The 26,375-nt window shown below is 67.0% G+C and carries 22 protein-coding genes and 2 pseudogenes; 11 read left to right on the plus strand and 13 right to left on the minus strand.

Annotated features, from left to right (window positions below):
* Nucleotides 1-12 precede the first annotated feature (12 nt).
* The 3 genes from L6Q96_00945 to tssK all read right to left on the minus strand — a co-directional run bounded on the left by L6Q96_00945 (nucleotide 13) and on the right by tssK (nucleotide 6,260).
* The gene (locus tag L6Q96_00945) at nucleotides 13-3,405 is read right to left on the minus strand and encodes a hypothetical protein (protein ID MCK6553144.1); all 3,393 of its coding nucleotides are present in this window, start codon (nucleotides 3,403-3,405) and stop codon (nucleotides 13-15) included.
* Nucleotides 3,406-3,479: 74 nt separating this feature from the next.
* Nucleotides 3,480-4,823, minus strand: a complete 1,344-nt coding sequence (locus tag L6Q96_00950) for a DotU/TssL family secretion system protein (protein MCK6553145.1) — start codon at nucleotides 4,821-4,823, stop codon at nucleotides 3,480-3,482.
* 9 nt (nucleotides 4,824-4,832) lie between these two features.
* Nucleotides 4,833-6,260, minus strand: a complete 1,428-nt coding sequence (gene tssK / locus L6Q96_00955) for a type VI secretion system baseplate subunit TssK (protein MCK6553146.1) — start codon at nucleotides 6,258-6,260, stop codon at nucleotides 4,833-4,835.
* Between the two features lie 218 nt (nucleotides 6,261-6,478).
* Here tssK and tssC point away from each other — a divergent pair, with 218 nt between their 5' ends.
* The 5 genes and pseudogenes from tssC to L6Q96_00980 all read left to right on the plus strand — a co-directional run bounded on the left by tssC (nucleotide 6,479) and on the right by L6Q96_00980 (nucleotide 11,609).
* On the plus strand, nucleotides 6,479-8,353 hold the full coding sequence (tssC, locus tag L6Q96_00960) for a type VI secretion system contractile sheath large subunit (GenBank protein ID MCK6553147.1): 1,875 nt from the start codon (nucleotides 6,479-6,481) through the stop codon (nucleotides 8,351-8,353).
* A 271-nt stretch (nucleotides 8,354-8,624) separates the two neighbouring features.
* Entirely contained in the window at nucleotides 8,625-8,948 is a 324-nt protein-coding gene (locus L6Q96_00965) for a hypothetical protein (GenBank protein MCK6553148.1), read from the plus strand.
* A pseudogene (gene istB, locus L6Q96_00970) lies at nucleotides 8,938-9,720 on the plus strand (IS21-like element helper ATPase IstB). Before L6Q96_00965 ends, istB begins: the two are co-directional and overlap by 11 nt.
* A 561-nt stretch (nucleotides 9,721-10,281) precedes the next feature.
* On the plus strand, nucleotides 10,282-10,827 hold the full coding sequence (locus tag L6Q96_00975) for a hypothetical protein (protein ID MCK6553149.1): 546 nt from the start codon (nucleotides 10,282-10,284) through the stop codon (nucleotides 10,825-10,827).
* Between the two features lie 341 nt (nucleotides 10,828-11,168).
* The gene (locus L6Q96_00980; protein ID MCK6553150.1) at nucleotides 11,169-11,609 is read left to right on the plus strand and encodes a PIN domain-containing protein; all 441 of its coding nucleotides are present in this window, start codon (nucleotides 11,169-11,171) and stop codon (nucleotides 11,607-11,609) included.
* Nucleotides 11,610-11,943: 334 nt separating this feature from the next.
* On the opposite strand, the gene L6Q96_00985 is transcribed toward L6Q96_00980, so the two are convergent.
* Together L6Q96_00985 and L6Q96_00990 are read right to left on the minus strand one after the other, a co-directional pair.
* Entirely contained in the window at nucleotides 11,944-12,378 is a 435-nt protein-coding gene (locus L6Q96_00985; protein MCK6553151.1) for a PIN domain-containing protein, read from the minus strand.
* The gene (locus L6Q96_00990) at nucleotides 12,375-12,629 is read right to left on the minus strand and encodes a hypothetical protein (protein MCK6553152.1); all 255 of its coding nucleotides are present in this window, start codon (nucleotides 12,627-12,629) and stop codon (nucleotides 12,375-12,377) included. Before L6Q96_00990 ends, L6Q96_00985 begins: the two co-directional genes overlap by 4 nt.
* 912 nt (nucleotides 12,630-13,541) lie before the next feature.
* Here L6Q96_00990 and L6Q96_00995 point away from each other — a divergent pair.
* Entirely contained in the window at nucleotides 13,542-14,105 is a 564-nt protein-coding gene (locus tag L6Q96_00995; GenBank protein ID MCK6553153.1) for a nucleotidyltransferase family protein, read from the plus strand.
* A gap of 578 nt (nucleotides 14,106-14,683) precedes the next feature.
* On the opposite strand, the gene L6Q96_01000 is transcribed toward L6Q96_00995, so the two are convergent.
* The 5 genes and pseudogenes from L6Q96_01000 to L6Q96_01020 all read right to left on the minus strand — a co-directional run bounded on the left by L6Q96_01000 (nucleotide 14,684) and on the right by L6Q96_01020 (nucleotide 18,378).
* Nucleotides 14,684-14,929, minus strand: coding sequence for a hypothetical protein (locus L6Q96_01000; GenBank protein ID MCK6553154.1), 246 nt, complete (start codon nucleotides 14,927-14,929; stop codon nucleotides 14,684-14,686).
* Nucleotides 14,921-15,094, minus strand: a pseudogene (locus L6Q96_01005) (FAD-dependent oxidoreductase). The gene L6Q96_01000 and the pseudogene L6Q96_01005 overlap by 9 nt, the downstream one beginning before the upstream one ends.
* Nucleotides 15,095-15,257: 163 nt before the next feature.
* A complete protein-coding gene (locus L6Q96_01010) occupies nucleotides 15,258-16,397 on the minus strand; it encodes an ATP-binding protein (GenBank protein MCK6553155.1) in 1,140 nt (379 codons plus the stop codon).
* Nucleotides 16,398-16,717: 320 nt separating this feature from the next.
* Nucleotides 16,718-17,296, minus strand: coding sequence for a hypothetical protein (locus L6Q96_01015; protein ID MCK6553156.1), 579 nt, complete (start codon nucleotides 17,294-17,296; stop codon nucleotides 16,718-16,720).
* A gap of 17 nt (nucleotides 17,297-17,313) precedes the next feature.
* Complete coding sequence (locus L6Q96_01020; GenBank protein ID MCK6553157.1) at nucleotides 17,314-18,378, minus strand: hypothetical protein; 1,065 nt, start codon at nucleotides 18,376-18,378, stop codon at nucleotides 17,314-17,316.
* A gap of 143 nt (nucleotides 18,379-18,521) precedes the next feature.
* On the opposite strand from L6Q96_01020, the gene L6Q96_01025 reads away from it, so the two are divergent.
* Genes L6Q96_01025 through L6Q96_01045 form a run of 5 tightly spaced genes read left to right on the plus strand, consistent with a single transcriptional unit; the run spans nucleotide 18,522 to nucleotide 22,213 of the window.
* Nucleotides 18,522-19,097 (plus strand): DUF4123 domain-containing protein, encoded by a 576-nt coding sequence (locus tag L6Q96_01025; protein MCK6553158.1) that lies wholly within the window; start codon nucleotides 18,522-18,524, stop codon nucleotides 19,095-19,097.
* Between the two features lie 29 nt (nucleotides 19,098-19,126).
* Nucleotides 19,127-19,516 carry a hypothetical protein gene (locus tag L6Q96_01030; GenBank protein ID MCK6553159.1) on the plus strand — a complete coding sequence of 130 codons (390 nt, stop codon included), beginning with the start codon at nucleotides 19,127-19,129 and terminating at the stop codon, nucleotides 19,514-19,516.
* Nucleotides 19,517-19,530: 14 nt separating this feature from the next.
* On the plus strand, nucleotides 19,531-21,351 hold the full coding sequence (locus L6Q96_01035; GenBank protein MCK6553160.1) for a hypothetical protein: 1,821 nt from the start codon (nucleotides 19,531-19,533) through the stop codon (nucleotides 21,349-21,351).
* Between the two features lie 31 nt (nucleotides 21,352-21,382).
* Complete coding sequence (locus L6Q96_01040) at nucleotides 21,383-21,682, plus strand: PAAR domain-containing protein (protein MCK6553161.1); 300 nt, start codon at nucleotides 21,383-21,385, stop codon at nucleotides 21,680-21,682.
* A 12-nt stretch (nucleotides 21,683-21,694) separates the two neighbouring features.
* Entirely contained in the window at nucleotides 21,695-22,213 is a 519-nt protein-coding gene (locus tag L6Q96_01045) for a hypothetical protein (GenBank protein ID MCK6553162.1), read from the plus strand.
* A gap of 83 nt (nucleotides 22,214-22,296) precedes the next feature.
* Here L6Q96_01045 and L6Q96_01050 read toward each other — a convergent pair whose 3' ends face one another.
* The 3 genes from L6Q96_01050 to L6Q96_01060 form a co-directional block, all read right to left on the minus strand.
* Complete coding sequence (locus tag L6Q96_01050; protein ID MCK6553163.1) at nucleotides 22,297-22,929, minus strand: OmpA family protein; 633 nt, start codon at nucleotides 22,927-22,929, stop codon at nucleotides 22,297-22,299.
* A 156-nt stretch (nucleotides 22,930-23,085) separates the two neighbouring features.
* On the minus strand, nucleotides 23,086-24,741 hold the full coding sequence (locus L6Q96_01055; protein MCK6553164.1) for a lactonase family protein: 1,656 nt from the start codon (nucleotides 24,739-24,741) through the stop codon (nucleotides 23,086-23,088).
* A 318-nt stretch (nucleotides 24,742-25,059) separates the two neighbouring features.
* Entirely contained in the window at nucleotides 25,060-26,271 is a 1,212-nt protein-coding gene (locus L6Q96_01060) for a PEP-CTERM sorting domain-containing protein (protein MCK6553165.1), read from the minus strand.
* Between the last annotated feature and the right edge of the window lie 104 nt (nucleotides 26,272-26,375).

Consider the following 26,375-nt stretch of genomic DNA (forward strand, 5'->3'; position numbering starts at 1 on the left):
GGTGCGGCACCGCTATGGCTCCACGATGTCGGTGGGAAGCGGGGCCTCGCGGAGCGCGGCGAGAACCTTGCCGAGTGCCGGCGGGGCGTCGACCTGGTACGCGACGGTGACCGACTGCACGCCGCTGCGCAGCGATTCCGGATCGCCGGACAACTCGTCGAGGGCGAATCGATGTGTGCCCGAGGCGAAGTCATCGAGGAAGGCGAGGAAGCCGACGCCCGGATCGTATGACTTCGACAGTTCGAGTCGCCTGGTCGTCACCTTCTCTTCGTCGCTAATCGGGCCGAGGCCGGGATAGAAATAGATCGTTATTGTTGCCGGCCCGCAGGTCTGCACCGACCACGGGACGACAGTGGTGGCTTCGGCCGGATCGTCGGGTCGATTGGTGATGCGGTAGGCCTTGTTGGCGCAGGTCATCGAGAACACTGTCTGCTCGCCGCGAAAGGCGCGGTGCGCCTCGAAGCGCGTCGGGCCCGCCTCGACGGTCACCGGATACGGTCCACCCGATCCGTCGAGCACCGGCCCTAATTCGGCTCGCCGCGCCCGCAGGGTCTCGAAACCCGGCGCCAGCGGTAGACGCTTGCCGGCCTGCGCCAGTTCCGCGGGGTCTTTGCCGCCCAGAGCGGGTTTGACCTCGGCCTCGATAAACGCGTCGAGTTTGCCGCCCGGTGCATAGAGCTGCACGAGCTGCGCCGACGGGGACAGCGGACGCAGTGGATCGACGACCTGCTCGGTCCAGTGTTTCTGCAGTTCGGTGCCCACATCGTGCAGGGCGACATCCCACACCAGGGCGAGTGGGTTAACCAGCAGGGGTGTCAGCACTGCCGCCGCGGCGGGATCTTTTTCCGTCTGTTGCGCGCTCCAAACGGCCTGATTGAATGGTGCCGTGGATTCCGCCGACGGTTCGCCTTCGGCGAATACGCTTTGCGTCAGTTCCGCGCAGCTCTCTCCGGAGCGGCACTTATCGAGCTGCGCTTTGACCTTGATCGACGCTGCGGCGTAGGCGCGGCGGTCCTCCGACCCGGCCCATTGCTGCAAGGCGGCTGTCCACTGCGGTCCCGAAGCCGGGTCGGCCCGGGCGGGAAGCCACGGTGGGAGGTTGGCGACGGCGTCGTCGATCACCCGATGGAATGGGGAGTCGGGCGTGAGTAGCTGCCCAGCCAGCGTGGCCTCCTGACCGGCGCCGCGCCAGCGCGCCATGCCCTCGGGGAAGGCCGACAGGAACGCCTGCCACTCGCTGAGGCAGGTCCGCCGATAGTCCTCGCGGAAGGCCTGCAGCGCGGGAGCGACGCTCGGCACGGCATCCTGAAGTTGTTGCAAGAAGGGTGCGACGACCTCGTCCCAGGTGGCTTTCGTGCACGCGGCATTCACCCTGGGCTCGTCGTGCGTGATCGGTGCGGGAAGCTTCCAGTAGGCTTCGAGCGTCAGCGGCGGCGCCTGTCGGTTAACCAGCGGGAGGAGGGTATCGAGGCTGAAATTTCGGGTGGAGAGCCATTGCTGCAGCCGCTTCTCGTCGCCAGCCAGGGTGCCCCGCAAAACCTCGCGCGGGGGCGCCTGCCAGAGGACGTAGGCTGCGTACGTCCGCGCCAGGGTCGTCTCGGCGTCCGGCGGCGCGCGACGATCCGCAGCCAGGCCGAGCAGGGTGCGGTGGTCGCTGTCGACGGCGGCCAGCTGGCGGTCCGTGCAGCCGGAGACCGACACGCAGCGGCGATGGAGCTGCACCCGACGGGCAACCAGCAGCATCAGCGGAAGCGGATCCTTTTGCTCGGCGAAAGCGCGTTCGAGAGCGGCATTCAGCGGTTCGACAACGTCGCTGTTAAAGCGACTGACGTAACGGGTTCGCAGGGCGGCCTCGAGGTCGGCGCCGCGGGCGAACCACTGCTTACCCCATGCGGAGCGCGCGGCGTTCTGGCCGGCAAGCTCTTCGATCGCCTGGCGGCAGCGCTCGACCCGGGTCAGGTCGGGCGGGGAGGCGGTCGCCGGGCCGCCGTCCTCGGGGCAGGCACCGGCGTCCACCGACGCCACGATTTGCCGGTCGATCAGGTACTCGCGACCGACAACGCCCGCGACCGCGAGGCAGATGCCGGCCGCAATGACCACGCTCATCCCGCGCACGAGGCCCCGGCGGCGATGCGCTTCGGGCGTTACCGCGACCAGATTGCGGTCGCGCGGGAGGGTGTGTGCGAACAGATCGGTGAGGAAGTGCGGCTTGCGAGCCTCGACGCCACGGTGCGGTGTCGGATCCGCGCCGAGGTGGCGGCGCAGCAGCGACACGCGCTCGGGGCTTTGCAAGGCACTGGCGAAGAAGATCCCGCGGAAAAGCGGCGTGTGATACTTAACGGCCTCGTTGAGCAGCGGCTCGGCGAAGGCAACCACGGCAGGCGCCAGCGCCCGAAACTCCTCGGGGAAGCAGAAGATCGGCGGGCGCAGAGCCTCGGGCACGTTGCTGTCCAGCAACGCCGCCCGTGCCGTGTGCAGGCGGCGGTAGATCGCGTCCATCGCGTCGCGCAGGCGTTGCAAGGCGGGACCGCCGCGCCCCTTGTCGTGCGGGGTGGTCGCACCTTGCTCGTCGACGTAGCCGACACACTGGTCGGCCATCGCCGGCGGTAGCTTGGCGAGGAACTCGCCGAAACCCTCGATCAGGTCGCACCGGGTGACCAGCACGTATACCGGGAAGTCGGCACCGAGCTTCTGAATGGCTTCTTCGATGCGGTCGCGCACGGTGCTGGCCGCGGCGCGGACGGCGTCTTCGGGTTGCGTGGCCAGCCAGTCGGCGCCGACGGCGACGACCAGGCCGGTAATCGGCTGGCGGTCGCGATACTGGCGCAGCAGCATCAACAGGCGGTACCACTCGGCACGGTCCTGCTCGACATTGCTCTGCGTGGTGTAACGCCCGGCGGTGTCCAGCACGAGTGCAGTCTTGGCCACCCACCAGTCGTAGTTGACCGTGGGGGTGGCTTCCGCGGCAGGGGTGAACAGCGGCGTGAACAGGCCCGAGCCGCGCACCGCAGCGGTCTTGCCGCTGCCGCCGTGGCCGATCAAGAGGTACCAGGGCAGGGCGTAGACGGGGTCGCCCCGGCCTTTCATTTGAGGAAGGGCGGCGAGCGCCTGCACCGCGCCGGTGAAACGGGCACGAAATTCCTCCGGCCGTTCGCCGCTGCCGATGACCTGTGTGGCGCCTTCCTGCTGCAGAAACCGCCGTTCGCGAAGCCGGGGCAGACCCCAGTAAATGCCCGCGAAGACGCCGATCGCCACCGCAAACGTCAGAATCGCGAGCAGCCACGGCACGCTCAGCCAGCCGAGCCACCACGACGCCCCGAGCGCGCCGACCGCCGCGATGCCGGCTGCCACCCACACGGCCGCCGCCGAGCGCACCATGGCCTTGACGTCGTCGAGCACCGCCACGGATTACCTCCACCGCCCCCGCATTCGCGTCCCGGTCGTCCGTAGCCTGCGCAGCCTGCCACGCAACCCGGTCATCAGTCCTTGCCTTCCGTCGAGATGAAGCAGTAGGCGGCGCCGACCTCCGTGCTCGTGCCGTCGCTGGGCAGCACCGCGCGCAGGGAATCGAGGTACACGCCGGCCCGTTCGGTCGGCGGCCGGGTCCCGAGGATGGGTTTCGGACTGCTGATCGCCGTCACGAGCTCGGTGCCGAAAGGCGGCTCGACCTGCCATTTCGTCGCGCTGTCCGGACCGCCGACGGTCAATGTCGTGCCCGTCAGCCCCGCCTCCCCTTCGCCCGCACCGGGATAGAGATGCCCCACGGTTTCGCGGTCGGCGACGTAGTAGTCGAGATACACGTATTGCAGCGGGCGCTTCGCGCTGACCTCGAACACCAGACTGTCGCCGAGGCGATAGACGGTGTTGCAGCCCTTCGGAAGGGTGACGGCCAATGCCGTGCCGGCCTGTTGCGCACGCACCCGTAACGGCTCGAGCAGTTCGACGACCTCGCAGAACGGGCGCGGCATCAGCGACAAGTTATCGCGCACATTGCGCACCTCGGGAACCGCTCGCGCGGTTGCCGTGACCTGCGCTCGCTGCGTCTCGCTTTCGACCCGGCCGGCCAACGTCGCTGTCGCGGTGGCATCGTCGAAGCCCGCCGTTATCGCACTGCACTCGAAGCCGCGCACTCGCGTCTGGAGATCCGCGAGAATTTCCGGCGGTGTCCTGGGGGCCGGTCCGCGGGGTAGCAGGAAAAACACCAGCGCCGCGAGCGCGGCAGAGGCCAGAGTCGCCCAGACCAGCGCGAGCGAGCGTGCCGGGCGGCGCGGTGGGGGCTCGGGGACCTCGTAGGGTTGCGGTGTCAGGCGGAGGCCGCTGCGCTCCAATTCCAGCAGATCGGGGATCGGATCGGGCAGGTGCTGCGCCAGCTCGCGGCGAACCTGGATGAGCTTGTGCTCCTGCGATTCGTCGTAATAACGGCCGCGGAAACCGAGACACAGACAGAGATGATAGATCTCGCGCACCGCGTGGTCCGTGACCGGCACCTCCGCGAGCCGCTCGAAGAACTCCTCGCCGGCGTTGGTGGTCCCGTAAAACCGCTTCTGCAGCGGTGCGCGCTTCCAGTTCTGCGCCAGGTCGCGGTTGATGTCATGAGCATGTCCGACAATGGCTTCGTCGGCCCAGGCCACGACGGCGAATCGCGCGCGGTCGTAATCGGCGGCCGGTATCTCGTGCCGTTTGACCAGCCGTTCCTGTTCGGCAAACAACCGGTCCAAGTCCTCCTGCAGCCTGGCGAACGACCGGTCGGTGCCGGTCGAGCGCGTGAAGAGCAACACGTAGGAAATGACCGGCGTGAAGAGATCGCGCAGGCTGGTGCTCATATTGCCCGCCTACTTGCCGTACACGATCACCAGTCGGATCTCGGTGTCGGTGGGCAACTCCGGACAGTAGACCGCCATGGTCCGGCGTTCTTGAATCTTGCCCCAATGCTCGTTGCGCCGGTCGATGAGGAAGTACCGGTAGTGGGCGCGCATCAGCAGCTCTTCCGGGGGCGACTCCAGCACTTCGAGCCGCAGCCCGGTCAGGTACGACTTCTCGAGCTTCGGCATGTCTTCGAGGGCCGTGATCTTCCCCTTGTCCTGAAGCAGGTCCAGCAGAGCGTTCGGCGCGAGATCGCTGCGGATCGCAAGGTAGTAGCGGTTGTCGCCGGCGAAGAGCTGCTCGTCGATGGCCGCCGCGGAAAAGTACTCGCCGTCGTAGCGGAGCTGGACGTCGGTTACCGGTCCGGTCGTCATCTCGGTGAGCAGCATGCCGATACGTCGTGACGCGAGATCGAAACACGGGAAAAGCTGGTCGTGCCGGTACGGCGGTAGCGCGTCCTCCTGACCGGTGGCGCCGAGGACCGAGACGCTCCCCGAGTAAGTCGAGAGCTCGCCGACGAGCTGGCGCAGCCGCGCGTAGACCACGTGCGGCGGGGTATCGCCCACTTCCAGGTCGTGGTGCAGGACTGGAATGTAGCGGTTCACGGTCTGCATCATCAGCAGGAAACCCACGTCGCGCGAACCGAGCTCCACGATCTCGCCCCCGCGGCGGCGGCGATACTCGGCGAGTTCGCGGCCCTTTGCCGTGAGCAGATCGCGAATCTCGCGCACGATCCCTTCGAGTACCGGCGAGGAGCGCACGGTGATCGCCGGCGGAATGTAGCGCTTCGAGAGCACTCCGCCGCGGCCGTCGGCGGCGCGCAGTACTTCGGCGATCTTCACCAGCTCGTAGTCCTGGGAGCGGGCGACCGGGACATCGTAGAGCAAGTGTACGTCGTAGCCCAGGTAGTGTACCTCGCACGTCTGGTCTTGAGCGGCGCCGAGATCGGCCACCGAGCCGCTCTCGAGGAAGTAACGCCGGTGACTGGGTCCCTCCCGAGTCGGGCGGCCTGCGGGGGCCGCACCCGTGGCCTGCTCGACGTTGCTGCCTTCGGGTTGGAGCCGGCGGATGGCGAGGTATACCGATAGCGGCTTGCCGCCGGCGTCGAGGTCGCCTTCGAAAGAGCGCGGCTCGACCCGCGCATTGCTGGGTGCGGCGTCGCCGCGAAACCGCAGCAGCGTCCCATCCCAGGTTACGACCTCGCAATGCTCGATCTGGAAAACGAAGTTCTGCAGGGCAAGCTCGGTGACCGCCAGCGAGCGCACCCCCCAGCAGAACGGGACGAAGAGGCGGAAGTAGCGGTGCAGGCAGGCCTCGTGGTACCAGTCCTGTTGCTGGAAATGCTGCGGTTCCAAGAACATCCCCTGTCCCCAGAAGACAGGGCGTAACGGCTCCATCGTGGACCTCCGGGCGCTCTCGAATACCGGGCAGGCCGGCGGCGAGCGCCGTCCGTCTCACTCCCCTAACCTGATGACGGCAGTTGTATCCACGATTGCAACCGGGTGCGCAAGAGCCGTTGCCGGCAGAGAGTCGGGCGGCGCGGGTACGGTCGGCGCGCGGGTTGTGATAGGGGCAACGCCGGCGCCTCTGGCGCAAAGGTCGCGGAGGGATTGATATGGCGCAAGAGGTCGGTCAGCGGCGCGGCGGACGCGGCCGGGTCCCGCGGGTACAAATCGCTTACGATCTGCGCATCGGCGGGGAAGATCGGCGCAAGGAGTTGCCGTTCGTGGTCGGGGTGCTGGGCGACTTCGCGGGTAACCCGGACCCACCGTTGCCGCGGTTGCGCGAGCGGATGTTTGTGGACATCGGTCGCGGCAACCTGAACGCCGTGCTCGACGGGCTACGGCCGCGGCTGACTTTCTCGGTCCCCAACCGGTTGGCCCCGGGGGACAGCAAGCTCGCGGTCACGATCCGCTTTGGGACACTCGAGGATTTCGGCCCGGAAGCGGTGTCCCGGCAGGTCATGCCGCTACGGGCGCTCGTGAGCCTGCGGCGCCAACTGGTCGCCCTGCGCGAGGCCGGACGCCGCGACGGCTCGCTCGAGTCGCAGGTGAAGAAGGACGGCGATGCGCGGGCGTTGGCGGCGGCGCTGCAACGGTGCGGCGAGGTCCCACCGCCGGCCGGACCGGCGTTCTCCGACGCCCTGCAAGACCTGGCCAGCGCCGCGTGTGGGGGGGCCGACCTCGATGCGGTCCTCAGTGTGCGAATCGCCGATATCGACGTTCTCGTGTCGGCGCAGGTTAACGAGATCCTGCACGCTCCCGCCTTCCAGCGCCTGGAAGCGGCATGGCGCGGGGTGGCTTATCTCGTGGCGCAGACCGAGACCAGTCCGGCCCTCAAGGTGCGCCTCCTGCAAGTGTCCAGGGCGGATCTGGTGCGCGATCTGGAGGGCGCCAGCGAGTTCGACCAGAGCGCGCTCTTCAGGAAAGTCTACGAGGAGGAATACGGAATTCTCGGTGGCGAACCGTTCGGCGTGCTCGTGGGCGACTACGAGTTCGGGCGTCATCCGCAGGACTTCGCGCTCCTCGATCGCGTGGCCGGAGTGGCCGCGGCCGCGCATGCGCCGTTTCTCGCCGCCGCCGGCCCGGCGCTGTTCGGCTGGGAGAGCTTTGCGCAGCTCGGTCTGCCTACCGACCTCCCGCGCCTGTTCGGCAGCACCGAGTACGTCAAGTGGCGGGCGTTCCGCGACATGGAGGATGCCCGCTACGTCGGACTCACCCTGCCGCGTATCCTGCTGCGCGAGCCGTACGACAGCGAGACCGTCGAGGTCGGTTCTTTCGTCTTCCGGGAGGACGTCGAGGGGCCGGACGCCGCGAAGTACCTGTGGGGCAACGCCGCGTTTGCGCTCGGCGCGCGGATTGCCGAGGCGTTTGCCCGCACAGGCTGGAGCGCCGCGATCCGGGGTGTCGAGGGCGGGGGGCTGGTGCGCGGGTTGCCGAGTCCGTCGGTGGAGACAGACGCGGGCCACGTCGTCGTCAAGGGTCCGCTCGAGCACGCCGTAACCGAGGAACGGGAGAAGGCGCTGGCCGACTGCGGCTTCGTGCCGCTGGCTCAATGCAAGGGCACCGACTTCGCCGTGTTCTACAGTGTGCAGTCGTGCCAACGCCCGCGGCCGTACGACACCGACGAGGCCAATGCCAATGCCCGCCTGTCCACGCAGCTTCAGTACATCCTCGCAACTTCCCGGTTCGCGCACTACCTCAAGGCGATGATGCGCGATAAGACCGGCACGGTCACCGACCAGCGCCAGGCGGAGGACTATCTCAACCGCTGGCTCATGGACTACTGCCTCGGAAACCCCGAGAGCGCCGACCTCGAGGCGCGCGCCCGTAAGCCGCTGAAGGACGGACGCGTAACGGTACGCGAGGCTCGCGGTAAACCCGGTAGTTACGAAGCGGTGATTCACTTGCAGCCCCACTTCCAGCTCGATGAGCTAACGGTGGCGCTGCGGTTGATCACCGAACTACCGCCGCCGGTGGACCGGCGCTGAGTTACGCCGAGTAATGTGACAGCACCCTCCAGTGCCGGCCGGGTTCCACGTCGTCTGGTAGCGATCGAGACCCGGGCACATTGCCTTGTCGAAAGGTCATCGAGACCGAGCTTACGGGAGGGCGAGGCTCCCGCCAAGCCGCGACGGTCCGAGGACGGCTCGGCGGGAGCAATCTTTCGTTGACACGCGCTTTGTCCGCGCTGCATACGGGCTGTGAAGGGGCGATCGTAAAGAGGAGGGGGATGGCGGGCAACGTCCGAGACTCGATCTTATGTCAAACAGGGCGTTTGTACCGGCTATCCGCTCGCTGATCTTTCGCCGGGCCTATGACGCACTGACGGCGCGGCGCGATGCGTGGAAGGCGGACCTGGAATACTTGCGCATCCTGCACCTGGCCGCGTCGACGATGGAGCACGACGTCGAGCAGGCTCTGGGGCAGGTACTGGAGGCAGGCCAGTGTCCCGAGGTCGAGACCCTCAAGCGGCTGGTGGCGCCCGAGACCATCGCCGTGCCGGTGGTGGAGATCCCGGCGGTGGATTTGACCAGCTACGACCACCTGCTCACGGCTGAGCTGGGAGCGGCCCATGAAGCGTAGCGATCTCACACAGAGCCTGGGGTTGCTGCTTGGTGGGCTCAAGTTACCCGCGTTCGTCGCGTCCCACGAAGCGTTCGCCCAGCAAGCCGAGCGCGAGGGGTGGACCCACGCGGGGTACCTGCGGCGCCTGGTCGAGCTGGAAATCACCGAGCGCCGCCAACGCCGCATCGAGCGCCTGCGCAAGGGCTCGGGCTTGCCCACCGACAAGACCTTGGGCGCGCTCAAAACCGAGAAGCTCCCGGCGAAGGTCCGTCGACAGGTGCCGGCGCTCTGCGAGGGCGGGTTCATCCAGCGGGCCGAGAACGTCTTGGCGTTCGGGTTACCGGGCCGCGGCAAGACGCATCTGCTCGCGGCCATCGGTCATGAGCTGGTGCAGCGCGGCTATGCGGTGCTCTTCGCGCCGGCATATCGGCTGGTGCAACGGCTGCTCGCGGCCAAGCGCGATCTGCTGCTCGACCGTGAACTCAAACGGCTCGACGCCTACGACGCCTTCATCCTCGACGATCTCGGCTACGTTCAGTAGGACCGCGAGGAGATGGATGTGCTCTTCACGTTTCTCTCCGAGCGGTACGAGCGCCGCAGCGTGATGATCGCCAGCAATCTGGTCTTCTCGCAGTGGGATCAGATCTTCAAGAACCCGATGACCACGATGGCCGCCATTGACCGCCTGGTGCATCACGCCATCATCTTGGAGATGACCGGGTCGAGCATCCGCGAGGAAGAGGCCAAGGCGGGTCGGCGCGGGGCATCGGGCAGCGAGGGGGCGCCGTGACGCCCGTGGAGCGAAATCTCGTGGCACATGCCTTCGGGAACCCCTCGGGGCCAAAAACGACCCGCCCAGAGCGCGCTGGATCGACGATCGCGGGGTGCCGCGGGGTCAGCTATCCCCCCGAAATCACCCATCGCCGCCGCGCGGCCCGACGCTGGGGAGGCACTCCAGTCGCACTCCGGTCGCCCTGCGGGCTCCCTCCGTGCTCCTTCCGTGCCCCCCCAGCGTCGTCGGAAAGGAGGACACCTACCGAAGAGATAATCAGCCAACCGGAAGATTCGTAACGTTGGACCTATTGGCGATGGGGAAGTCTAATTGTCGCCGGTGGGGAAAGGTAATTGACGTTCGCCAATTGCCATCGCCGTTCCCCTTCGAATAGAAGCTCCAGAGGAAGCAACGAGGGTGCAGCGCGGACCAGTTCAACAGGGTTCTCCCGTCATCCGGCCGGCGCCCGTTTTTCTCGTCGCACGCGCACGAGAGGCCGGATGGCGGAAAACCCCTCGTCGTTAGGGGGCGCAGCTGGAGTTCTCCACGTCCATCCCGATCGTCGATCGAATCTACGGCGTGGCGGCGTCGCGTGCGACGGCGCGCAACCTGGCCGTCGCCGCCGTCATCTGGGCTGCTTCGGCCCTCGGGGTCGTGGCGCTGCAGTCACACGTAACCGCTCATAGCGGCGGTCGGGCCGTTCCCGACGTCATTCCGTTCTACACGCCCCATCAGCTCTTCGATCTCCTGGAAGAGTACGGCGAGCCGGGGCGCCGGGCCTTCCTCTACTTCACATTCTATGACCTCTACTATCCCCTTGTCGCCTACGGCACGGTCTTGATGTTGCTGTGCGCCTTGCTCCGCCCTTTTGTCTCGCGCCGGCCCGCGTGGCGCACCGCGGTGCTTCTTCCCATCGTTGGGCTTGCCGTAGAGCTTTTTGAACAGTTCGGTTTCCTGCTCGCCCTGGGCACCTTCCCCAGCCGTTGGTTTTCGCTTGGTGTCGCGCTCTCCGCTCTCAGTGCTGCCAAGTTCATTCTACTTGGGGCATTGCTGGTCCTTCTCGGCTCCCTTGTCGGGGCCCGGGCAGTTCTGCGCGTGCACCGCCCATCAAGCCGCTGCAGCTGATTTGCGCCGGCACAGCCGTCCCGAGCAACGCCGCCCGCCGCTCCGAGCCTCGAAGGGCGATCTCAACCGGACACGTGCACCCGGGCGTCGAGCCGGTTCCTGCTGGGATGAGGCTTGCCGTGGGTGGTCCCTTCATGTACATGTGTACATGTGAAGGCGTATAGCGTCTCCGAATTGCGCGAGCAGCTGGCTGCGGCCCTCGACCGTGCCGAGCGCGGTGAGGCCGTCGTCGTCGCGCGGCGCGGGCGCCGTTTCCGGATCGTGGCTGAGGCGAAGGTCCGAAAGGCCGGACGCGAGTCGGCATTCTTCGAGCTGACGGATCCGAACCTGCTGGAGAGAGGTTGGAGCTGGGAGTGGGCGGCACCGGCAGCGTCGATGCGCCTGGGCAGCCGCCGGCCACCGACACGGCGATGATCCTGCTCGACACGAACGCGGTCCTGTTCCTCCTCGCTGCCCACCCTCGAGCGGCGCCGTTGCGGGCGCACGCGGGCAGATTGCGCTTCAGCCCCGTGGTCCTGATGGAGATGCAGTTTCTGCAGGAGATCGGACGCGGGAAGTTTACCACCGACAATCCGGTGGACGCCGTCGCCCGCGACGCGCGGTGGGAGGTCGACGATCCACCCCTCGCTGCGGTGGTTCGCCACACGCTCGACCTGCGTTGGACTCGTGACCCCTTCGACCGGCTGGTTGCCGCCCACGCGCTCTTCCGCAACTGGCGCCTGGCGACCTCTGATCGCTCGCTTCTTGACAACCTCCCAACGCACCTGACGCTACCGCTCTGAGCGACGGGTCGCGTTGACATACGGCATGCGGGACGCTGGCACTCTCGGAACGATTCCTTCAGTTTTCACGCAGCTTCGTACGGAACTTGTCCGCGCTGCATGCGGGCTGTGAAGGGGCGATCGTAAAGAGGAGGGGGATGGCGGGCAACGTCCGAGACTCGATCTTATGTCAAACAGGGCGTTTGTAGCGGCTATCCGCGCGCGGCTAATGTCGATAGGTGGCCTTATCGGAACTCCCGGCTTACGAACCAGATAGTCGCTTTAGGCGGACTGGACTATGCGCGACATCCGTCGCTACATATGGCTGCGCTCGGCACCACTGGGCAGCGGCGACTCAGCCAGCGCTCGGCGGCACAGACTGTCCGTGCCAGTTTTCGACCGCCAGGCCGGGAACTCTCTTGAACTCCCGAGTGTTGCCGGTCACCACCACGGCGTCGGTCGCCAGCGCGTGCGCGGCCAGCAGCATGTCCATCGCACCGATCGCCTGGCCACTTCGTTCCAGGTGCGTACGGAGGCGCCCGTAATGCAATGCGGCTTCTCCCGGTAGCAGTTCCAGTGGAACAATCCGCTGGAGTTTCGCCACCCGGTCGGCGGGCCGCTTCTCGCGCCTTGAAAGCGCTTTCTCGGCGCCGTAGCGGAGCTCGAGGAGCACGACCAGCGACAGTCGCAATTCACCCTCCTCGATGGCGCGCGCCATCCGTACCGAGAGCGCAGGATCCCGCCCTCGGAGATGGAACGAAAACGCGTTGGTGTCCGGAAAGTAGATCACACCAACGGCTCGCGTGGACGGTCGGCGGGAGGGGCGTTGACTTCGGGAAACTCCGGACAGCTTCCCTCGAGCTTCGCGAATTCCCGGGCGCGACGCCGGTTGTCCTCGACGGGCTCGACGAGGATCCCGCGGGCCGTCTTCGAGAGCTTGGCCGTCGTCCCCGGCAAACGAAAGTCCTTAGGAAGCCGCAACGCCTGCGAACCGCCGTGCTGAAACAGCTTCGCCGTCGTGGTCTTCATGTATCTACGCATAGCTACTTAACTTTTGGCAGTCAATTCGGCATGCATCGGCCGTCGAGTACAGGTCTGCCCACGATCGGAGGAATGAGAAGCCGATCCCGCTTTGCTGACCAAAACGATGCGAGAGATTGTCGGGTCGGACCGTAAACATTCGGAGGCTGACGAGACACCCACGCCCGATTACGTTCGCACGTTCGCAACCGGCAATCGGGTGCGCCGGCGGCGGTCTGATGCGGCGGTTGTCCGAAACGTTTTCGCATCACCCGGAGTTCCCGACATCGACGTGTTCGCCGTGACGACAAAGCCGCGGGGTTAGTCGGTGCCGGGGTGTTCGGGCTGCCGGCGCTGTCCTCGGGGTGATCGCACAAGTCCGAGGGGGCCCGCTTGCCGCAGGGGCTCGCCGGTACAGGTCCGGGCGGCGCGGTCGCCAGTCAGGCGACCCGTGACTGGACGTGGTGGGTGTCCAACACCACCCGTTGGGGGGCAAGCGCTTCCCGTGCGACTTCATGTTTGAGCAGAGCCGTACCGAGGCGGGGCACTTGAGGTCGGAAATTGCGACCTCAAGTGTCTGGGTGGATGACGCACGCCGCGGCATGCGTTCGCCGAGCATGAAACGGTCATGCTGGCGAGTGATCCACTGCGCCGATGCGACCCTTGGGCTCGACTGCGTCGCTGGGGCAGCGTATCATCGCGGCATGAGTCATCGTGCTCCGCCCTGGCTTCCTCACTCACATGATGACCCGGAGCGTGCACGCTACGCCGCGATGTCGGTGGACGATCGTCTGGCTTGCTTCGTCGAAGTCTGCAACCTGGCACAGACCATCATCGATGCACGCCCGGATCGAAGCCAAGTCCTGCGCGGCGTCGACCCGATGACCCCAGTGGCGGAGAAGACCTGGCGGGATCTGATCCGCAGAGCACGTGATGCCGGGTACTCCTGGTAGCCTTGTCGACGCGGTTGCCGAGCTGATCGATCATCTCGAAACTTCCGGCCTCGACTATGCTCTTGGTGGAGCGATTGCCTACAGCGCGTGGGCCGAGCCGCGTGCCACCCGCGATATCGATCTGAATCTGTGGGTATCGCGCCCTGAACTTGACCACACGTTCGATGTGCTTTCCGCCGCAGGCGTCTCGATAGACCGGGATGCCGCACGCCAAGCCGCCGACGAACGCGGAATGTTCGTCGGCTATCACGGCGAATATCGAGTCGATGTGTTCGTTCCGAGCGTCCCCTTCTACGCCGAGGCGTTACAGCGTCGTGTTCGCGCCGGCGTAGCCGGCCGGCACACCTGGGTGCTCTCGCCCGAGACCCTGGCGGTGTTCAAGATGCTCTTCTTTCGACCAAGGGACGTTGCCGACGTCCAGAGGCTGCTCGCAATCCAGCACGGAAAGATCGCCACGGCTTTCGTGCGCGAGTGGCTCGTCAAGATGGTTGGCGACGGGGATGAGCGGGTTCGCGAATGGGATCGCTTGGTGGCGGTGCGATGAGAAGAACGCGCGACAGACGTGGAGTGCGGATAGCCGGTGCAAACGCCCATTTACCATAATCCCGATACTCAGACGTTCCCACCCCTTCGACCGGCCGCGCGAAAATCCCAGACGGACCACTGATACGGGGCACACAACGGGCCAGTCAAGCGGCAGCCGGCGGCCGCCGGCCGGGGCGGCCGATCGTCGCCGTAGGCCCCCCCGGACGAGGGCGGGTCGCAGGGGAGTGCCCGCACGGTCCACGTTCACGAGCGTCATGCGCTGAGTGGTCAGGGTGACGGCGACGACGCGGTCCGGGGAGCCGCCGGCCGCGAGCACTTCCCGGCAGGTCTGGCACAGCGTCCGCCAGTAGAGATCCGGCTGCTGCTCGGCCCACCCCGGACGCGCGGAGAAGTAGGGCTCGATCGGTTGTTTGACCAGGTGGCGCAACTCGCCGGCCAGGTCTACCAGCGCGGCGCGCACTGACTGGGTCCCGACGTCGATCGCCAGGATCAGCTCAGCGGATGGGGCGGTAGAATCGACCATGGGATCGCACGAGTCGTGCCGGAGGGGTGACCGCGGAAAGGGCCTGTCACGCCTCAACGGGTGTGTCTCGCGTCATCCGAGTCCGTCGGCGCCTTGTCGTCCAACCCCAGCACCCCGCCGGGGTTCATGATGTTGTGGGGATCGAAGTGGCGCTTGAGTGCCCGCAACACCTCCATCCGCGCCGCGCCGAGGAACTTCTCCATCCAGGGAGCGAACATCCTGCCAATGCCGTGGTGATGGCTGACCGAGCCGCCGTGCGCGACAATCTGGCTGACGACGTCCGCGAGTGTCTGCGCCATCTCTTCCCGCGCCAGACCGAACTCGTAATTCGCCAGGTACCGGGAGCCCCCGTGAATGAGCTTCGAGGTTGCGGCCGACGTCGCACAGCCGAAGTCCCGCTTCTCGACCGGGGCGACCGCCAACCCGCGGGAGGCCGCGTCGTACGCCACCGCCGCGCCCATGATCTTCCTCGCTTTCGGGGCGTCGCCACGTTCGATCGCCGCGTAGATGTCGACGAGAGGGCCCGCTACAAATAGCGACAAAGGGGACGATGGTACTTTCGGCACGGTACGCGAAGGGGGATTCAGCGTCGCCATAATTGCGAACGGCAGTACCTGGTGCTCCACGTCAAGGCAGCCCCAGCTCACAGCAAAAGCTCCGAAACGGGAGCACCGTCGCTCTTTCGGTCGCGAAGTGCCGGTCGCCGAGGTGGACCTGGAAGAAGCGCGGAATCGGGGTCCGCTCGGCAAAGTAGCGGATTGCCGGGTTCAGGCCGCGCTCGCCGCTCTTGCACTCCACTGCAAAGAGAGGTTTCCGATCCCGCAGAACGACGAAATCGACCTCGCGCTTGTCGGTGTCGCGCAGGAAGCGCAGCTCCATTACATATCCTTCGGTGTCTTCCACGAAGTGACAGTATTTCAGAAGCTGGCTGGCGACGAGGTTTTCGAACCTGGGCCCGGGCTCGGGTACCGCCGACCAATCCCAAAGGTAGAGCTTGCGCTCCTTCTTGACGGCGCGAACCTTCGCGGGCCCGAATGGCGAGATACGGAAACAGACGTATAGATTCTCCAGGATGGCGAGCCAGCGCTCCACCGTCTTGTGATCCACCTCGAGGTCCTCACGCAGACTCTTGATCGAAAGCGGGGAACCAACGCGGGCGGGCAGGAGATCGACGAGCTGCTCTACCAGAGAGATCTCTCGAACCTGCTCCAGATCGCGTAAGTCCTCGCGAACCACTCGGGCGATCCGATCGCGCTGCCAGATGCGGTGCTCGCGCTCGTCCTGACGCAGCAGGGGCTCGGGAAAGCCGCCGAATCGCAGGAGCGCGTCGACGTCGCTGCTCGCCGGCGCCGGGTTGAGCTCGCGCAGCGAAAAAGGATGCAGCCGAAAGTATCGGTAGCGACCGGCGAGAGAATCGCCCCCCTTGCGGTAGAAGTCGAGGCGGGCCGAGCCGGTAACGATGATCCGCCGTCTGGACTTCTCCGTGTCGTAGATCCCCTTCACCAGGTTCCGCCAGCGCGCGTACTTGTGGATCTCATCCAGGACGAGCCACGGCTCACCGGGAGGAAGCTCGAGGCGGCGCAGGCGGGCCGCAGCGCGCGGGTCGTCCCAGTTGAAGTAGGCTGGGTGCGTTTCATCGGCCCCTTCCCCAACGAGCGACAGGGCCAGCGTTGTCTTGCCGACCTGCCGCGGTCCGCCGATGAACACCATCTTGCGGCCGAGGGCGGCGATGACGGCGGGCTCCAGGTAGCGACGGAGTGTGTCCATGATGTGGACATTACTCCATTTTACTCATGAGCAAAATGGACCACGATCCCAATCCTTCTTGTCCGCCAAGGGCGGCGCCGACGACAACACCGGATGCGAAGGCCTGCAAATAGGGTTCGGCGCGACGGCGTTCGATTGCATCGCTCGCGGAAACCGCTGGCAGGCCGTCCGAGAAGGCTCTCAAGTAAGTCCGAAAGGGCGAGAAAACGATCGGAAGTCTTCGCGCCTGCCTCGAACTCGACGAGCATGTCCACGTCGCTGTCGGCGTTTGCTTCGTCGCTCCGCCGGGGTGACGGAAATCGGCCTTTTTCAACGGACCGTTAGTCCGGCGCCGCCGGAGTCGCACTCGCCGGGGGCGTCGCTCCGCCTCCTACCAACTCCACCGCACAGGTACACAGCCGGTCGAAGTCCTCGTAGCGCACCCAGACCGCGCTTTCGTCGTAGGCGACCTTGCCGCAGTCGCGCATGACTTCGAACGCACCGCTGTAACGGGCGTCGTCGTACCCGACGGCGACCAGCGTGTCGCCGCACGGGTCGGCGGCCGCCGCGTCACCGCCGCCCGTCGAAGAGTCGTTGGCGGGGACCCAGAGGTCGCCCACGATCTGCCCCGCTTTCCGGTCGCCCAACAAGAACGCCACCGGGCGCTGGCGCTCGGCAATTACCTGCTTTACTCGCATCGTCTTTTCGGTCGTCTCGACGCCCACGATCCGCCGCACACCGTCGACCGGAACCGGCTGGGCATCGCGCTGCGACGGCAGCCCGGCCGCGGGCAGGCGCCGGGGCGGCGCGAGCGGCAACGCGTCGCACACCGCGGCCGTAAGCAGCGGCGCTCGCGGCTCGGCGGCGGCCACGGGCGCGACGAAAAGTACGAGGGCAAACAGGATCGGTCGTAGCGACACTCTGAGGTCCCCGCGCCCTACGGGCTCGAAGCGTCGAGCGAGCCCTGCCACTCGCCGTCGACGTAGACGTAGTAGTCGCCATTCTTCGTTGTCCAGTCGCCGACGAACACCGTCGTGCCCTCCGGCGCCCGTCCGCTCAGACTCTCCAACTCCGCCCGCGCTTCCACGTGCGTCGGGATCGACGCGCCGCCGCGGGTGAAACGCACGTGCCCGCCGGCGGCGCCGCGGCGCTGCCGGACCGCGGCGAGGTTGCCGCCTTCCTCGCGGAACCACGCGACGTACGCGTTGTAAGCCGCGACGAACCGGTCGATGTGGTTGCCGGTCGAGCGCATCCGCCAGGGGTTGCGCGGGTCGAAATACACCCCGCCGGCATTGTAGGCCGCCGCTACCTTCGGCGGATTCAGGCTGGTGATCTGTACCTGACGCGGTTGGGTGATGTACGCGGCCGCGAGGTCGACCGAGAACCCGGGGTCGTTCGCCATCTTGATCATGCAATCGTTCTTCGAGAGCGCCTCGCGACCCAGGGAGCGCAACAGGCTCTGACAGGTCGTGCCCGTTACCTGCATGATTCCGGTGCTCAGCCCGTCGACGCTGCCCATACCCTTTTCTTCCGAACACCCCGACTCCGTGATCGCCGTCGCCACGAGATGGGCCACGCCGAGGCCGCGGCCATACCCGCTTGCCGAACGGGTGAAGTCGTCGGCAAACCGCAGGTAACAACTACGTGCGAACAGGCGCGAGCCGAGCGGGCGCTGTCCGTCGCCGAGAACCACCATGCCGTCCGGATCGACACTCCACTTGATGCCGTCGCGGTGCTGCTGCCAACCGGTCGAGGTTACCCCGACGCCCGGCGCCCTCGCCCCGAACGGCGACACCGACTTCGACTCCTCGGCAGGGGGCGGCTCGGGTGGCAGGGGACGGCCGAGCGCCGGGCCGAGGGTTTCGAACCATCCCGCCCGATCGCGCGAAGGGAGATCGCGAAAGGTGCCCCCTTCGGCCTCGGCCCGGCGTTGCGGAACTACGGTAAGCAGTGCGATGAGGCCGGCTGCCAGCGCGTATATCGGTCGCGTGCCGCGAATCATGCGTCGGTCACCCCGGCGACCTGCAGGCGGAAATATCCCCGTTTCGGTGCATACGAGATTCTGCGGCGCGGATCAATGCGCGCAGCGATTGACTTCGGGTGCGTTCGGTGGTCAGAGCGTGCTTGTCGCCGGGACCGACGTAGATGCCGTACAACCACCCGGATAGCGTGAAGGATGTCTTGTGGCGGCCGTCGCCGCGGGCCGAACCGCCACAGGTGTTTGCTATTCTCGACGGTGCGCGCGACGACCGCATCTACCCCGCCATAGAAGCGCTCGTGGAAGACGAAGAACAGGGCGTGTGTTTGCTGCGCGGCGAACTCGATTCCGATCTTGCTGCCGCGGCCCCTTATCTGCTGCGTCTCGACCGCGACGCCGAGATCGTTACCTGGCTGCTGACGCAGGGATACGGCGGTAGCTGGGGGATCTTCCTGCACGCCGAGGTTGAACTCGGCGAGCTCCGCCGGCACCTGCGTCGCTTCCTGATGGTGTACGATCACGCCGGTAAGCCGATGTATTTCCGGTATTACGATCCGCGGGTGCTGCGCGCGTACCTGCCGACCTGTCAGGCGGCCGAGTTGGAGGCGTTCTTCGGGCCGGTGCGTTGTTACTTCGTCGAGGACGAGGAGCCGGACAGGCTGCTCGAGTTTGCGTCCCGTGCCGGGGAGACCGTGCGGGTGGCGCACGGGTTGGCGGGGGCGCCGAGCCAACCGCCGATCTGAGGCGCGCCGAGCTTCGCGAGAGTACGTGCATGATCATCCGCAAAGACCAGTCCGATGCCTTCCGGGAACAGATGACGAAGAACTTCGAGGATCGTATGGCTGCGCACCTGCGTGAGGCGTTTGCGGTCCGCGTGCAGGCGCTCGACGATGCGGCCCTGCGCGGAGAAATCAGGTACGGGATATCCCGCGCGCGGCAGTACGGCATCGAGACGGAGCGCGACGTCGCCCGGTTTATCGATCTCATGTGGATGCTGCGCCGTGACTTCGACACCAATGCGGAGACGGCGTGGGCCCGTCCGATCCTTTCCGACCATGCCAGTAGCGCCGAGAATCGTGTGCGGCGCCTGTACGCGAAAGCCCGGGCGCTGCGCTCCCCGCCCCGTCGTGGTGGGCCGGCGTTCGTCTCGGAGCAGTCCTGAACGGAAGCCAGGCGATGGGCCTCTTCGATCGTCTTCTGGGCAGTGCGACGACGCGGGCGGAGGAAGCCGCGGGCACCGCGGTGTCGCAGGCGACGGCCGCAGCGGAGCAGGCGGCCCAGGGCGCCGCCGGGAATGCGCGGGCTGCGGCTAGCGAAGCCCTGTCCCAGGCCCAGGCTGCCGCACAGCAAGCCGCGAGTGCCGCGACGCAGGCGGCCGATCGGGCTCAGGCGGCCGCCGCCAGCGCCGCGCAGAGCGCCGGCCAGGCGCTGCAGGCGTATGCGAGTCAGGGGCAAGAGACGGCGCAACAGGCCGTAGGTCAGGCCCAGGAGTCGGCGCAAGCGGCGGTGAGTCAGGCGCAGCAGGCGGCGCAAGCTGCGCAAGACCGACTTCAGCAAGGCGTGGCCCAGGGCCAACAGATCGCGCAGGACGTCGAAGGCCGGGCTCGTCAGGCGGTCGGGCAGGCGCAGGCGATGGCGGAGCAGGGTGCCGCGCAGGCGCAGGCCCAGGCCCAGCAAATTCAGGCGCAAGCTGAGGCGGCCGCGGGCGCGGCGCAACAGGCGGCGGAGCAGGCGCAGCAGGCGGGCATGGCGGCGCTCGAACAGGGACAGGCGGCAGTGCAGGCCGCTGCCGGGGCGGGCGAGGAGGCGTTGAACGCGGCGGCGGGGGCCGCGAATCAGGCGGCGCAAACCGCCGGCCTCGCCGCGCAGCAAGCTGCCGGCGCGGCGCGCGAAGCAGCCACCCGGGCCGAGGAAGCAGCGGCCGGGGCGGCCGAAGTTCTGCAGAGCCAGCCCGGTGACCTGACCGACAGGATCCAATCCGCCTTCGGTGATGCTCCGGTGGGCAGCCCGGTGTCGCCGTGTCCGCTCATGGCGGCGGCTCAGCGGGCGGCGGCTAGTGCCGGCGGCGACCTCCAGACTTTGACGCAGAACACGTTGCAGGCCGCGCGTGCCACGCAGGTACCCCTCGGGCAGGCGGCGAACGCGGCGGGGCAGGCGGTGAACCGGGCCCAGCAGGCGGCTCAGCAGGCCGCAACGGTAGTGCAGCAGGCCAGGGACGAGGCGACGCGAACGGCGGCGCAGGTGCAGCAACAGGCCGCGCAAGCGCTGCAAGGTGCCGCGCAACGGGTGCAGCAGGCGGTCGAACAGGGAAAACAGGCGGCGGCCGGCTTCGTCGAAAGCGCACAGGCGGCGGCGCAACAGGCGCAAGAGCAGGTGACCGCCGCGGTCCAGCAGGCTACCGAGGCGGCCCGCGGCGCCGCGGCGCAGGCGCAGCAGGCGGCCGCCGGTGCGATGGCCACCGCCCAGGAGGGCGTCGCGCAAGCGCGGGGGCAGGCGGAGGAGATGGCGAGCGGCGCTCGGGAAACCGCGACGGCGGCCGTCGGCGAAGCCCAGTCCATGGCGCAGGAAGCCGTGGCTCAGGCACAGCAGACGGCGCAGGGGGCCGTGCAACAAGCGCAGGAGCAGGGCCGTCAGGTAGCGCAAGACGCGCAACAGCAGGCGTTGCAAGCCGCGGCGCAAGCACAACAGGAAGCTGCCTCAGCGCTGGCCGAGGCGCGCACTGCTGCCGGCGAGGCGATCGGCGCCGTTAACCAGGGCGCGCAGCAGGCGCAGGCCGCCGCGCAACAGGCGGCGGCCGAAGCGCAGACGGCGGGGCAGTCGGCACTAGATGGGGCACGAGAACGAGCCCTCGGTGCGGCTCAGGACGCCGCGACCCAGGCGCATGCGGCGGCGCAGCGCGCCACCGAGGCGGCGGGGACAGCGCAACAGGCGGCAAGCGCCGCCCGCGAGGCACTCGGCTCGGCGCTCGGTGGCCGGCCCGGAGGGTTGCCGTTTTGATCGGCATGCAGCCCGGACAGGAGAGACGGCCATGATGCCCGCCGCTCGTATCGGCGATATGCACGTCTGCCCGATGGTGACGCCGGGCGTACCGCCGATTCCTCACGTCGGTGGTCCGGTGCTGCCGCCCGGCTGCCCGACAGTGCTCATCGGCGGCCTGCCCGCCGCTCGTGTCACCGATATGTGCCTGTGCGTCGGTCCTCCCGACGTAATCGTCAAGGGCTCGACCACTGTTCTCATCGGCGGCCTCCCGGCGGCGCGGCTCGGCGACATGACCGCCCACGGCGGTGTCATAGTCGTCGGCTGCCCCACGGTGCTGATCGGCGGCTGAGGAGGGGCTCGTATGTGCCGCTATTTCAGGACCGGACCGAGTCGTGCAGCGTCGATCGCCGTTCTGGTTGCGGCGGCGCTTGCGGCGGCAGCCGCGGTGCGTGCGGAGCCCGCCCCGCGGCTCACGCTGTTCTCTCCCGCCGAGGCGGAGCGGCTGCGGATTGATGACGCCGAGTGGCGGCCGCCACGTCGTTTGCGCGGAGTGCCCCCGGGGCCGCGGATCGACGTCAAGGCGCCGCAGGTTCGCACCGACACGGACGGGGCTTTGATCGAGACCAGGACCCCGGCCAGCCTCGTGATACGGTTCGAGCCCAATCCGGCCCCCGTGAACATGGGTTCGCTGGAGGTTACGGCGCGCAAGGGGATCTTCTCGAAGTCGCTAACCGATTTGCTGAAGCCCTATGTGAAGGGTACGTCGCTGGCTGTCGACGCTGTGGAGATCCCGGCCGGTAAGTTCATCGTCGAGATCGCCGTTGCCGACGAGAACGGCGCGCAGACCGTCGAGACCTTTCGGCTACGCGTGGACGAGTGACCCGCTCGACGGCCCTTGACGATCGGGTGGGCGTCGAGCGCGGATGGGGAAGGGTGGCGGATCGGAGCAGCCGTCCGGGTGCACTAAGCCCCGAGGTTGGCGACCTGTACGCGGCGGTTCTTCTGACGACCTTCGTCCGTATCGTTGGAAGCGATCGGGTTCGTCTTGCCCACACCGACGGCCTGCAGCCGTTCGGGATCGATCTTGTGGGTCCCGGTCAGATAGTTCACTACGCTTTCAGCGCGACGCTGGGACAGTTTCAGGTTGTAGGCAGCGCTGCCAACGCCGTCGGTGTGCCCTTCGACGACGAAGCAGTATCCCTTGAGCTGGTCGGAGGAGAGCGCCTTGCCCAGTTCGTCCAACGTCTGTGTTGCCGCCGGGGTCAGGGCCGCGGAGTTGGTGGCGAACTCGACCTTCAATGCCGCCGCATTCGAGACTGGCTTGGCGGCGGCCCCGATCCCGCGGCTCCCTCCGGCCGCGGCGCGATACGGTTTGCACTGCGGTTTGCCGGCCGGTGCATTGGGGACCGCACCGATACCGCGCGTGCGGCGCCCGCCTTCCGTGCCGGCGGCATCGCCGGTCGGTTTCAGAACGTCGATCAGTTCCGCACTGGTCGGTTGATGGCCGGTCAGATCGCGCACTTCCTGAGCGGCGACTCCCAACGGGGCGACGCAGGCCAGCGAGACGAACGCCGCCAGAGACAGGATCGGTTTCATGCAGGGCCCTCCCGTTGCCGCAGCCGGACCCGGGGTGGGTCGGGCTGATTGCCGAAACGTGACCGCACGATCTCTACATAAACCAATTCACCGGCGGGCGACAATGGAGGGCGTGGGGGCTGGCCCGATTTGCGCCGCGCCCCCGCGCCTTGCCGTTTACGGCGCTTTTGCGCTGAACTTGTCTGCCTGGTTCTTTCTGATTCCAGCGCCGGTGTACGTGCTGGTGAAGCAGACGCCCGAATCGCTGTTGATGAATTGTGCGGTGATGCCGCCCGTGATGTTCAGGGGCATTGTCGGGTCGGGAGTGTTCGCACCCTTTGCCCTCACGGTGATCCGCGACTTGCTCGTCGTGCTGCCCTTACCGGTGATACGAGTTACCCCGTAGCTCGCCCCGGTCTTGTCCTTGAACCTGATACCGGTGGTTTGAGCGAGACTCCAGCAGGGCACGCCGCTGCAGAGCTGATCGCCGGCGACCGAGGCGGCGACGGCGAGACCGTCGCCGTCGTAGACGCACAGGGCGTAGGTTCGCGTCATGAAAGGAATGCCCAGCTCGGCCTGGGTCGTGGCCTGCCCGTTCGTCCACCGCCAGGTGATCGTGTCTTTGGTGTTATCGGTACTGTTCTTGATGTGCAGGGCCGACCGGAAAGCCGTGCGGCAGCCGGTGAACGGCGTTGCCGGGCAGATGCCCACCACGGCAATGGCCGACGGCGATCCGGAGGCCACCCCGGTCGAGAACGGCGAACCGGCGACGGCACTGAGGGAGCCGTCGGGCGCGATGTCGAACACGCTCACCGAGCGGCCCGGGGAGCCGTGGGTGCCGCCGTTGGCGGCGAACAGGCGGTTAGTCCCCGGATCGATGGCGAGACCGGCGGTGCCGTTGCCGCCGGCGGCGAAGGGCGAACCCGCCAGCGGCGTCAGCGCGCCGGTGCCGGCGTTAATACTGTACGCGGAGATATCGCTCGTCAGGTCGTTGGCCACGTAGAGAACGCTCAGCGTAGGGTGAACGAGGGCGTCGGTAGGGCTATCCCCCGCGGCAAAAGGCGAGCCGGCGATTCCGCTGAGAGTGCCGCCACCGCCGACCGTGTAGCCGCTGACCGTGTCGTCGGAGCCGTTGGCAACGTAAACGCGCGCGCCGTCCGCGGTCAGCGCGAGGCCGCGTACACCCGTGCCGGCGGCGAACGGAGAACCGGCCACCGGCGTCAGTGAACCGTCGAGGGCGATGCTGTACACGCCGACGCTGCCCGTGTGGGTCAGGAACAGGCGCGACGCGACCGAATCGATGGCGGCATCGAGAGGGGCCGTTGCGACCGAGAAGGGTGCCATGAGAACCATCGAGAGCGCGCCGTTGCTGGCGATGTCGTACACGGAAACGTTGTTGGTGATCAGATCGGCCACGAACAGCCGGGTGCCGTCGGCACTGGCGGCGATGCCGTTAGGGCGCGTGCCTACCGTCGAAAAGGGCGAACCGGGCACCGTGCTCAAACTGCCGTCGGCGTTGATGTCGAACGCGGCGATGCTGTTGGTTATCGAGTTGGTGGCATAGAGGCGCTGCCCGGCAGAAACCACCGATGCGCCGCCGACGCTCGGACTGAAGCTCCCGCCGCCCCCGGTCAGAAACGGCGAGCCGGTAACGGCGGTGAGAGTCCCACCGGTCCCTACCACGAACGCGCTAACCGAGTTGTCCGGCGAAGGCCGGTTATTATTGACGTAAACGAACTGCGCCGCGGCCATTGCGGGCACGACCAGGATCGACAACAGGCCGACGACGGTACCGACTGCCACCGCTTGCACGTTCAGTCTTTGTTTGGTCATACGTCCTCCCCCTGTGCGCCATGGCGCGTTCGAGCGCGTTTGGGAAACGAGTTCAGCATTCTCACGAGCCTGTTATTCCCATCTTCGAGTCGAGTGTCAAATCAATATCGTGGCAGAGGCCATGGCGGAGGCCCGGGTCATGAGGCTTCAAGCTACGGTCTCTCGTTCCGCGAATCGCTTCGGCGACCGACCCTGAAGGTGTCTTCGCAATTCGCGGGTGTCTTATCGGCCGGCTCCAGGGGGCGTGAGTTCGAGTCCCTCGCTCGCCTGTCTCCCGGTCACTGGTCGGGGCGTCGCGACCAGACGCGACCCTCCCTTCTAACGACGTTGCGCCCCCCCGTTCTGTGGGCATCCTTCCAGCGCGTTGTTTACGGCGGCGATAACGAATGCGATGTCGACCGGCTCACCGGCCGGAACGCCCTGTTCGCAGGCGGACAGGTCGAGTTCGCCGAGGACTATGTTCACCAGAGTGAGCAGATCGTCGACGGTCACGCTGTCGTCGCCGTTGCAGTTGCCGGCGCAGGGGGTGGCGAGGTCGATGTCCGCAGCCGCGTTCTGTGCGCCGACAAACTCGCCAAGATCGCTGCACCCGCCCACCGGCGCGCTGGCGGGAACTGCCCGGTCGTCGTCGATGCACGGCCGAGCTTCGTTGTTCTCCGGGTCTCGCGGCCCGGTGTAGCGATAGAACTCGTAGCGCCGGATGACCGAGTGCTTGCCCTGGTCGAGTGGGTCCTCGTTGACCTCGGCGTCTTCCTGTTCGCCTTCGGCGTTGCCCGGCTTGGACTGAATGAGCTTCCACTCCGTTTCGATTTCGGTCTGGTCCGGCACGATGCCGCCGGCGGCACCGAGCAGCAGCCTTACGAGGTCCTGAGGTTGGAGATCGAGTTCGCTTTCGATCTTGAAGACCTTCATCCACTGCGGCTCGCCATACTGGGCGTGATTCTCTTCTTCGATGGGTTCGACTTCGGCACGCACATTGACGCCACCGGCGCCGGGGATCACGTTCCAGACGGGCACGGGAAGATTCACGGTTCGGGGGACAACGTCGAAAAGCGACTGCGGATCGCCGGGATCCGCGGCGACGAGCCAGCGGTAGGTAGTGCGCGTCGGTGTGGCCCGCAGGCTCACGCCGTAGTGTTCGCAACCGCTGCTCTGGTAGTTTCCCACCGGTCCGTTCGCGTAGCAGTCGTGCCCGTTCGGCGAGATGTTGGCCGGGGCGACTGGCGTCGCTTCCCACTGGCTGCCGTTCCAGCGCCGGTAGCGGACGACGACGCGCGGGTGGGCCGGGTCGTCGGCGATGTCGATCACCTCCGGGCTACCGTACCGTATGTAGGAACCGCCGAATGTGTAGGACACATCGCTGCTGTCGATGTCCTCCAGTTCGATCTCGAACCCGTGGCACGGGGTGGGGGTGTCGTTGACGACGTCGAAGTTGCTCAGCGTGCCGAACGCGGTCGCGGAGCTGTCGCCCGGAAGGGCGGGGAGCGACGCGGCACAGACGAGGAGAACCGCTGCCGATAGTCGTATCATGAGATGTCTCCTTGGAGCGAAATACGCTGCCATGCCGGCTCCCCGGGCGCAAGCGCATCCGAGTCAGCCCCGGGCTAAGTACTCGTCGGCATAAGTATGTCGAC

This window comes from Candidatus Binatia bacterium (genome assembly GCA_023150935.1).
In the GTDB taxonomy this organism is placed as follows: domain Bacteria; phylum Desulfobacterota; class Binatia; order HRBIN30; family HRBIN30; genus JAKLJW01.